Origin of the sequence: Nostocoides japonicum T1-X7 (genome assembly GCF_001046855.1) — a bacterium.
Lineage (GTDB): Bacteria > Actinomycetota > Actinomycetes > Actinomycetales > Dermatophilaceae > Nostocoides > Nostocoides japonicum.
In genome coordinates, this window is record NZ_HF570958.1 from 3,788,132 (window position 1) to 3,797,289 (window position 9,158).

The 9,158-nt window shown below is 71.0% G+C and carries 9 protein-coding genes and 1 tRNA gene; 5 read left to right on the top strand and 5 right to left on the bottom strand.

Going from position 1 to position 9,158, the window contains the following annotated elements; translation table 11 throughout:
• On the top strand, window positions 1-555 hold a 555-nt coding region (gene epsC, locus BN12_RS17215; RefSeq protein WP_048554384.1), incomplete at its 5' end, for a serine O-acetyltransferase EpsC.
• Between the two features lie 142 nt (window positions 556-697).
• Here the strand turns inward: epsC and BN12_RS25840 are convergent.
• The 3 genes from BN12_RS25840 to BN12_RS17225 form a co-directional block, all read right to left on the bottom strand.
• Window positions 698-1,006 (bottom strand): hypothetical protein, encoded by a 309-nt coding sequence (locus BN12_RS25840; RefSeq protein ID WP_053080071.1) that lies wholly within the window; start codon window positions 1,004-1,006, stop codon window positions 698-700.
• Between the two features lie 62 nt (window positions 1,007-1,068).
• Complete coding sequence (locus tag BN12_RS25845) at window positions 1,069-1,236, bottom strand: hypothetical protein (protein ID WP_200901242.1); 168 nt, start codon at window positions 1,234-1,236, stop codon at window positions 1,069-1,071.
• 128 nt (window positions 1,237-1,364) lie between these two features.
• Window positions 1,365-2,762, bottom strand: a complete 1,398-nt coding sequence (locus BN12_RS17225) for an MBL fold metallo-hydrolase (protein ID WP_048554386.1) — start codon at window positions 2,760-2,762, stop codon at window positions 1,365-1,367.
• Between the two features lie 90 nt (window positions 2,763-2,852).
• Between BN12_RS17225 and BN12_RS17230 the strand changes: the two genes are divergently transcribed.
• Together BN12_RS17230 and BN12_RS17235 are read left to right on the top strand one after the other, a co-directional pair.
• Window positions 2,853-3,119, top strand: coding sequence for a metal-sensitive transcriptional regulator (locus tag BN12_RS17230; RefSeq protein WP_048554388.1), 267 nt, complete (start codon window positions 2,853-2,855; stop codon window positions 3,117-3,119).
• Between the two features lie 308 nt (window positions 3,120-3,427).
• A tRNA-Ser gene (locus BN12_RS17235) sits at window positions 3,428-3,514 on the top strand.
• A 222-nt stretch (window positions 3,515-3,736) separates the two neighbouring features.
• Here BN12_RS17235 and BN12_RS17240 read toward each other — a convergent pair.
• Window positions 3,737-4,804 (bottom strand): Fic family protein, encoded by a 1,068-nt coding sequence (locus BN12_RS17240; RefSeq protein ID WP_200901243.1) that lies wholly within the window; start codon window positions 4,802-4,804, stop codon window positions 3,737-3,739.
• Between the two features lie 409 nt (window positions 4,805-5,213).
• On the opposite strand from BN12_RS17240, the gene BN12_RS17245 reads away from it, so the two are divergent.
• Window positions 5,214-5,420: a KTSC domain-containing protein gene (locus BN12_RS17245; RefSeq protein WP_235432567.1), complete on the top strand. Its 207-nt coding sequence runs from the start codon at window positions 5,214-5,216 to the stop codon at window positions 5,418-5,420.
• Window positions 5,421-5,695: 275 nt separating this feature from the next.
• Here BN12_RS17245 and BN12_RS17250 read toward each other — a convergent pair whose 3' ends face one another.
• Window positions 5,696-6,538 carry a class I SAM-dependent methyltransferase gene (locus BN12_RS17250; protein WP_048554394.1) on the bottom strand — a complete coding sequence of 281 codons (843 nt, stop codon included), beginning with the start codon at window positions 6,536-6,538 and terminating at the stop codon, window positions 5,696-5,698.
• Between the two features lie 133 nt (window positions 6,539-6,671).
• On the opposite strand from BN12_RS17250, the gene BN12_RS17255 reads away from it, so the two are divergent.
• A partial coding sequence (locus tag BN12_RS17255) for an ATP-binding protein (protein ID WP_048554396.1) occupies window positions 6,672-9,158 on the top strand: 2,487 nt, incomplete at its 3' end.

Genomic DNA, 9,158 nt, shown 5'->3' on the forward strand with positions numbered 1-9,158 from the left:
CGGGAGGACGTCGCGGCGGCGGTCGACCGCGACCCGGCGGCGACGAGCGGGCGCGAGCTCGTCCTCACCTCGCCGGGACTCCACGCCATCTGGGCCTACCGGGTGCTCCACGTCATGTTCGGCCGGCCGGGGCTGCGGCTGCTCGCCCGCATCCTCGCCCAGGTCGTCCGCGCGGCGACGGGCGTCGAGATCCATCCGGGGGCGACGATCGGCCGCCGGTTCTTCATCGACCACGGGATGGGCGTCGTCATCGGTGAGACCGCCGAGATCGGCGACGACGTGATGCTCTACCACGGCGTGACGCTCGGTGGTCGCTCGCTCGCCCGGGTCAAGCGGCACCCGACGCTGGGCTCCCGCGTGACCGTCGGCGCCGGAGCCAAGATCCTCGGACCCATCGAGATCGGCGACGACGTGCAGATCGGGGCGAACTCGGTCGTCGTACGCGACGTCCCCGCCGGAGCGGTGGCCACCGGCATACCGGCCGTCGTCCGGTTCCCGAGGAAGGGCGAGGACCCCTTCGAGGCCCTCTTCGCCGAGCCCGCCCTGTTCATCTAGCGACGGCACCCGGTCTGGCGGTCTGGCACCCGATCGGGGCCTCTGCACCACCGCCGACGGACTGGGACTGGGCATGGCCTGGCGGTCTGGCACCCGATCGGGGCCTGTGCACCATCCTCGGCAGGCCCCAGCGGTCGACGAGCTAGGCGTCGGTGCCCGTCGGGCGATCCTCCACCGTCTCGCTCGGCACGGCCTTGAGGTGCTTGACGCTCGACCCGGACTCGCGCAGCGCCTGCCCCGCGGCGCGCGCGGCGTCGGCGAGGCGGTCGGCGACGTAGGGTGCCGCCTTCGTCCGCGCGACGGCGAGTGCTTCGGCCTTCTTCTGTTCGACGACGTCGCTCGTCCACACCGTCGCCGCGCTGCGCTTGATCTGCTCGTAGCGTTCCCGGCCGGCGCGGGCGCCGAGGACGTACCCGACGGCCACTCCGAGGATGAACGGGGTCTTCTGCATGACGGGTGGTCCTTCCCTGGGGCGTCTGCCCGACCCTACCCGGACCCCCGTGCAACGACGAGTCAGCGCCGCCCGAGGAGCCGGGCGAGGAGCGAGCCGGAGCCCGAGTCGTCGGCATGGCCGGGGCAGCGGTCGGCCGCGGGGACGCTGCGCATGACGGCGTCGACGTGCTGTCCGCAGCCGGCCCACGTCGTCTTGCCGCACGTGCGACAGGTGACGGCTCGGCACATGATGGATCTCCTTCTCGTAGAGGCGTTCTCGGTATGCGGGTGGATGGGCGCGGATGTCAGGCCCCGATGGGTGAGGTGTCGCCCACGGCGTGCTCCCAGGGGCCGGGACCCGGTGTGGTCGGCGGGCGTCACGCGGCACGTGCCAGGGAGAGGCCGGACGCGGCTGCTCGGAGGGCGAAGTCGTCGTCCACGGCGACGACAGGGATGCCGTGCGCGGCGAGGATCGACGCGGCGATCGCCGCACGGTACCCGCTCGCGCAGTGCACCCAGACCTCGCCGGCGGGCAGCTCGGCGAGCCGGTCGAGAAGCTCGTGGAGGGGGAGGTTGAGCGCGCCGTCCACGTGGCTCTCGGCATACTCGGCGACCCGCCGCACGTCGAGCACGATGACCGGACGATGGTGACGGACCTGGACGAGGTCGGCGAAGGAGGCCGTCGCATACGTCTGGAGTGGCTCCGTCGTCCAGTGGTGCGGGCTCCCGGTCAGGGCACCGGCGAGGTGGTCGATGCCGATGCGAACCAGCTCGCGCTGCGCCTCGGCCACCTGCTCGGGCGTCTCCCCGAGGAGCGTCAGCGGCGTGCCCCACGGGATGAGCCAGCCGAGGTAGGTCGCGAAGGAGCCGTCGATCCCGAAGCTGAGGCTGCCGGCGACGTGACCCGCCGCGAACGCCGTGCGGTTCCGGAGGTCGACGACCCACTCTCCGCTCCTGATCCGGCGGGCGACCGTCGCGGCGTCCGCCGGCACGGGAGCGGCGAGGTCGGGTGCGATCGGTCCGGCGAGGTTGGCCGGTGCCATGTGGGCGTAGTAGGCGGGGTATGCGTCGAGGGAGGCCAAGGTCTGTGCGACCCAGCGCTCCTCGGGCTCGGTGAGGACGGGATTGTTCCTCCGCTCATCCGCGATCGTCGTCGTCTTCGCCGTGTCGGACGATCCGGGTGAGCAGAAGCTGCCGAATCCGTGCGTCGGAAGCACTCGGGCCGCGTCGGGCAGCTCCGCGGCGAGCCGGTGGGCCGAGGCGTACTGACGGTGGACGAGGGCGTCGGTGTGGTCGGGGCCGAGCAGGTCCGGCCGGCCCGTCGTGCCGGGCAGGAGGGACCCACCGGTGAACACCGCGACCACCTCGCGCGTGCCGTCCGTCCTGAGTCGTTCGAGAGCGTAGGAGAGGTGGGTGTACGTGTGACCCGGCGTCGCGAGGGCTCGGACCCGGAGCGTCCTCGACACCTCGACGACGTCACCGTCGTCGATCGGAGTGCGGTGGAAGGTCACGTGGTCGGCTCCGCTCACGAGGTATGCCGCGCCGGTCGCCTCTGCGAGGGCGAATCCGCCCGTCACGTAGTCGTTGTGGATGTGCGTCTCGGCGACGTGGGTGATCCGGACGCCGTGCTGCTCGGCCACCGCGAGCACCCGGTCGATGTCGCGCTGTGGGTCGACGACGAGAGCCACAGCACCGTCATGGGCCAGGTACGACCGGTCCCCGAGCGTCGGGGTGTCGATGGCGACGATCGTGAGCTCTCCGGCGTACGTGGACATGCGGCTCCTCCTGCGGGGATGTATACCCCTAGGGGTATCTGATGATCGCCTCGACAGTAGCACAGATACCCCATGGGGTATATTGACCTCATGGTCATGCTCAACGCCGACGACATGTCTCCGGTCGTCAACAGACTGCGCCGCGCCCAGGGACAGCTCGGCGGCGTGATCCGTCTCATCGAGGAGGGGCGGGACTGCAAGGACGTCGTGACCCAGCTCGCTGCCGTCGCGAAGGCGGTGGACCGCGCGGGCTTCGCCATCATCGCCTCGGGTCTGCGGGAGTGCCTCGCCTCGCCCGAGGGGATCTCCGAGGACGACAAGGCGACGATGGAGAGGCTCTTCCTCACCCTGGCCTGAGAGTCGGCCCTCGCCTGACCCGCTTCTGCCTGACCCACTCCGAACCGGCCGCTTCGGCGGCTCGCCACGGCGTTCGCGTGGTGGGCGTCTTCCCGATCGAGGTATGCGTGGCCGGCCCCGCCGTGGTCGCTGGATACCTCGAATCGGTGAGGGGCCGGGTGGGTGGAGGTATCTGATGTCGCCGTGGTGGTGCCTCGATACCTCGACCCGTGAGGTGGCTGGCTGGGTCGAGGTGCGGACGGTCGCTGCGGTGGTCGTTGGATGCCTCCATGAGGGCAGTGTCGGGGTGCGGCACAATGGGCGGCCGAGGAGGGCTCGCATAGTGGCCTAGTGCGGCGGTCTTGAAAACCGCTATGGCGGCAACGTCATCGTGGGTTCGAATCCCACGCCCTCCGCCGAGGCTCCGAGGGAGCTTGCGACCAGCGGAGCTCGGCGGGCGGGCGGTGGATGACGGGGAGGCTCGAACGGAGTGAGAGCCGGAGTCCCACGCCCTCCGCGCGCAGGGTTCGGTGGGCCGAGGAACGAGGTCCGCCCGGTTCCTGCGCACTGAGTTTGGGGGACTCGGGAGGAGCGACGGTTCCCACGACCTCCGCATATCGTTGCGACTTCAACAACACTCAGTTCGCAGCAGTGTCCCCGCCCAAGGGGCCTTCCATAATCTCCAACAGATCCGATGCATACCAATGTTCGCGACCTCCGCGCCCATGCGTGCCTAGGGACCGGAGCCAACCCAGTTCCTCGGCTCGGCGCACGAGGTTGCGTGCGCCCGGTGCAGACAGGCCTGTCGCCCGTTGAGCGGACTGCACAGTAACGAACGGATTCGCGACCATGGCCTGCACGAGCTGTGGCAGCTTCGAGCGAGTCTCTGAGGCTCGGAGTAGGTAGGTCTCCCTGAGATCCACCAGCCTTCGTGCTCGCCAAATGGCGTCGTCAGACTGCGCGCGTACACCTTCGAAGAAGAGGAGCAGCCAGGGCTCGATCTCGCCGCGCTCTCGAACACCCTGGAGTGCTTCGTAATACGCCTCGCGGTTTGTTTCGAAGAAGTTGGACAGATATAGCAATGGGAGTTCCAGTCTCCGTCGCTCCTTCAGCAGGAGGGAGATCAGTAGCCGTCCGATACGCCCGTTGCCGTCAAGGAACGGGTGGATCGTCTCGAACTGGTAGTGCATCAGTGCTCCGTGGAGCAAGACGGGCACAGACCGCTCAGTGTTGACGTAGTTCTCCCAGTCCGTCAGCAGTGCCGGAAGTTGATCAGGCGGGGGTGGGACGTACGTGGCGTTGTCAGGAGTGGCGCCTGCCGATCCCACCCATACGGGGCTGCATCGGAAGTTGCCAGGGCTCTTCTCCTCGCCCCTGACTCCGCTCAGCAGTGTTCGGTGGACGTCGAGGATCAGCCGTTGGGTGATCGGCAGTGTCTCCACCAGAGAGAACGCCTGCCTGCTGGCACTCAGGTATCGGGTCACCTCCACGACGTCGGCCGTCGCCTCGTCGGCGTCGCCGATCTCCGCTTGCAGCACGTCGGACAGGGATGCCTGAGTGCCCTCGATGCGGGAACTGGCGAGCGCTTCTCGCGTGAGGTAGGGCCCGATGAGAGTCTGGGGTTCGCGAATGAGGTACCCCAGGCCAGATAGTCTCCCCAGAGCTGCCTCAGCCTCGGACATGGCGAGGATGGCGCTCTGAGACATCTGCACCGATCGTGGAATCGGACGAGGCTCGTAGTGCCAGAAGGACCAGGGCGACCCAGGTTGTCGAGCTGGACGACCAAAGACTGAGTCGACGTACCGGGCCGGGTCCATGCTGTAACCATATCTATGAGTTGGTTACAGCGTCGCCCATACCGTGTAAACGGGCTTACAGCGAAGGCCTGGCGATGAAACTCAGACGCGAGTGACGTGCAGCGTCGCTGGGGGCTCATGATGGGGTTCGGTCAAGGTGTGAGAGGCATCCCACGCCCTCCCGCCCTGCGCTCTCCGTCGAGGCTCCCCGGAAGCAGCGATCGCACCGCGGGGAGGAGACGTCGGGCTGCTGAAGCCGCCGCCGGCTGCGGTCCGCTGGGTCGATGTCGGTGCACTCGGGTAGGACAGTGGTGTGGAGATGATCCCGATGCGCCACTCCAAGGCACTCGAGGAGATGGGGTATGACCTGGAGGACCGGACGCTGCGCGTTCGCTTCCGCAGCGGCGGACTCTACGACTATCTCGACGTCGCGCCGGAGATCGTCGAGGGCCTGCTCGGGTCCGCGCACCCGTGGACCGAGTGGGGGCGGCGGGTCCTGGAGCACGACGTCCGGCGCCTGGGCTGAACGATCCGACTCGATGAACGTGGCACCGCCCCAGCCGTCGATGACCGACGCCCCGACGGCCGGCCGTCAACGGGGCCCGAGCCGACGAACATGGCACCGTTCCGGCCGTCGATGACTCGCGCTCTGACGGCCGGCCGCTGATCGGCCCCGGGCCGCTGATCGGTGCCGGCATCGCTGGCTGAACTCTGCCGCCCACCGCTGAGCGACACCGCGCCGCCGAGTGGTCGAAGTGCCGACCGAAGGAACCCGCCCACCGTGAGTACGGGTCGCGGTGCTCAGGCCGGCTTGCGCTTCCAGGCGCCGACGAGGAGCGGCCAGAGAAGGGGATGCTCCGGATCGGCGGTCATGTCGTCCGCGAGGCGTACGAGGAGCATCTCGGCGTCGGACTCGGTCACGAGGTCGTGCGCGATAGCGGCGGGAAGCAGGCTCCGGAAGGTTCCCTCGAGCATCCGGCCCGCCGTGGCGAGGGGGTCGAGGCGGCCGGCGACGTCGGTGCCGTCGGGACGCCCGATGCCGGCCACGTCGAAGAGGCGGGGGAGGAGCGACCCCACTCGGACCTCGCAGCCGGCCGCCGAGAACGCGCGCAGGAGGAGGTCGCATACCGCCTGGGCGCTGGGAAGCTGCGGCACGGCGGAGACGACGGACAGGTCGTAGTCCTGGACGACGAGGGTCCCCCCGGGGCGCACCGCGTCCCAGAGCCGCGTGAGCACCTCCCCGCGGTGCGGCAGGTGGAAGAGGACGAGGCGCACATAGACGAGGTCGAAGGGTCCACCGGGCACGGGGTCGTCGGATCGCAGGTCGTGGACGTGGAACGCGCACTGCCGGTGCCCCGCCTCGTGGAGGAGCCGGACCCCGAGGGCGCCGAGCTCGGCGTCGGAGTCGATGCCGACGACGAGACCATCGGGACCGACCCGTTGCGCGAGCTGGCGCATCGTCACGCCGGGGCCGCATCCCGCGTCGAGGCATCGCGCACCCTCGGGAAGGTCGACGCGGTCCAGGACCCGCTCCGTCGCGGCCTCCCACAGCTCGGCCTGTCGACGGACGCGGTCGTACTCCTCCGTCGTCCGGCCGAGCGCATAGGAGGTCGCCACGGAGGGAGCGCTCGGTGTGGTCGTCATGGAAGTCCTCCTGTGCGAAAGGTGCCGGGATGAGCCGATGCTCGCTCGGAGCGGGTGGGCGGCGCATCGTGGTCGGCACCACGAGAGTTGCTCGAGGTGGACACCGTCAATGGGGTCGGCGGACACTGGCGGCATGTCTGCAGGCCTTCTGCAGCGTGGCCCGGAGCTGGCGGCACTCGAGGGCGTCGTGCGGCAGGTGCGCGACGGGACAGGTGTCGTGGCGGTCGTCGAGGGTCCGGCCGGCGCCGGCAAGTCCAGCCTGCTCCGCGCCGCCGCCGGGACGGCCAGATCCCAGGGCGTGCGGGTCCTCCGTGCCTGGGCCGCGCCGTTGGAGCAGCAGTCGGGGTGGGGTGTCGTGCGGCAGCTGTTCGTCCCCGTCGCAGGCGGAGCCGAATGGGAACGTCTCGGCGTCGGGGCGGCGGCGCTCGCGGCGCGCGTCCTCGACCCGGATCCCGATGCGCCGGCGCCTCGCGGGGATGCGGTGTACGCGGCGACGCACGGCCTCACCTGGCTGGCGTACGGGCTGGCCGAGATCGCGCCGACCCTCTTCGTCGTCGACGACGTCCATTGGGCCGACGTGCCCTCCGTGCGGTGGCTCGCCCAGCTCGGCCGTCAGGTCGACGAGCTGCGACTCGGGGTGGTCTGCGCGGTGCGCACCGGGGAGCCACCGGCGGACCCCGGAGGTCTCGCCGAGCTGCTCGCGACCGCCGCGGGACCTCCCGTGCGGCCGCGCCCCCTCGGACCCGAAGCGGTCGGGACCATCGTCGGGGAGCGACTGCCCACTGCCGCACCGTCTTTCGCGTATGCCTGTCACGCGGCGAGTGCCGGCAACCCCTTCCTCCTCGGCGCCCTCCTCGACCAGCTGTGCGCCGAGGGAGTCGAGCCGACGGCCGACGTCGCGTCGAGGATCACGACGTTCGGCGCGGGCCAGGTGTCCAGGAGCGTCGAGCTGCAGCTGTCACGGCTGCCCGCGGGCTCGGCCGACCTGGCCCGGGCCTTCGCCGTCCTCGGCCGGGGCGCGACGATCCGGCAGGCTGCCGCCCTGTGCCGGGTCCCGGCACCCGAGGCCGGTCGGCTCGCCGACCACCTGCGGGCGAGCGGGCTCCTCGCCCACGCCGACGACGGCTACACCCTGGCCCACCCGCTCGTCGCGAGCGCCCTCTACCGGGGTATGCCGGAGGCGCACCGATCGCTGTTGCACCGGAGGGCCGTCGCCGTCCTCGCGGCCGATCGGGCCGGGCCGGAGGATCGCGGGCTGCACCTGCTGCATACCGAGCCCGCCGGCGACCCCGAGACGGTGACGACCCTCGGCGAGGCGGCGGAGCGGGCGACGGCCCGCGGTGCCCCGGAGAGTGCCGTCGTCTTCCTGCGACGTGCGCTCGTCGAGCCGCCGGGGGACGCCGGTCTCGCCGCCGAGCTGTCCTGCGAGCTCGGTCTCTGTCTCGCCGCCCACGCCCAGCCGGATGCCGGTGCCGTCCTGTTCGATGCCGTCGCCCGAGCCACGAGTCCGGAGCAGTGCGTCCGTGTCGCCCTGTCCGGAGGGCGCGCCCTCGGCCTGGCGGGCCACTTCTCCGGCGCAATCCGGCTGTGTCGCCTGGGCCTCGACCAGGCGGCGGCCGCTGGGGCGGAGGGACGCGCGGACCTCGAGCTGGAGATGCTCTGCGCCATGCTCCTCGCGGCCGAGACGGTCGAGGAGAGCAGGGAGATCGTGCGACGCCGGATGCCGCTGGAGGCCCAGGGCGTCCTGTGGCGGGTGGCGGCGGCCTGGGCCTGCTTGAGCGACGGTGGCCCCGCGGGAGAGGTGAACGCGCTCATCGGCCCGGCTCTCGCGGAGGTCACTCCGCCTCGGCACGCGGACTCGCTCGTCGCGACCTGGGCGAAGTTCGTCCTCATCGCCAACGGCGAGCCGGACACCGCGCGTCGACTGTGCGATGCCCTCGTCGACCTCGCTCGCCCGCAGGGATGGCTCATCGCGTTGGCGCATGCCAGCTTCCTGCGCGCCATCGCGCTGCTCCACCTCGGCCGCATCCACGACGCGCGCGCCGACGCGCAGCTCTCCTTCGACTTCAAGCGGGTGAACAGCCCACCGGCTGCCCTGGCGTGGTCGCTCTTCCCGCTCGTCGCGGCGCTCACCGAGCTCGGCGAGCTGGAGGAGGCCGAGGACGTCCTGACGGTCGGTATTCCCCCGGGCGAGCCGATGGAGGTCACGCTGTCCGGGGCGCTGGTCCTCGAGCAACGGGCGCGCCTGCGTCTCGCCGAGCGACGCTTCGAGGAGGCGCACGCCGATCTCGAGGTCGTCGCGGACTGGTGGCGCCGCCTCCACGTCCGGCACCCTGCCGTCGCCGCGTGGCGGGTGCTCGACTGCGAAGCCCTCGTCGCCCTCGGCGAGCCTCGACGAGCTCGGGCCCGGGCCGAGGAGCACCTGGCCCTCGCCGAGCGCACCGGGCTGCCGGAGCCGCGTGCGGCCGCTCGCCGGGCCGTGGCCCGGACGCTCGACGCCGACGAGGCCGCCGTCCTCCTCGAGGAGGCGGTCCGGATGCTCGAGGGGACCCACGCCACCCTGGAGCACACGCGAGCCCTCGTGGACCTCGGTGCGGCGCTTCGCCGGGCCAACCGCCGC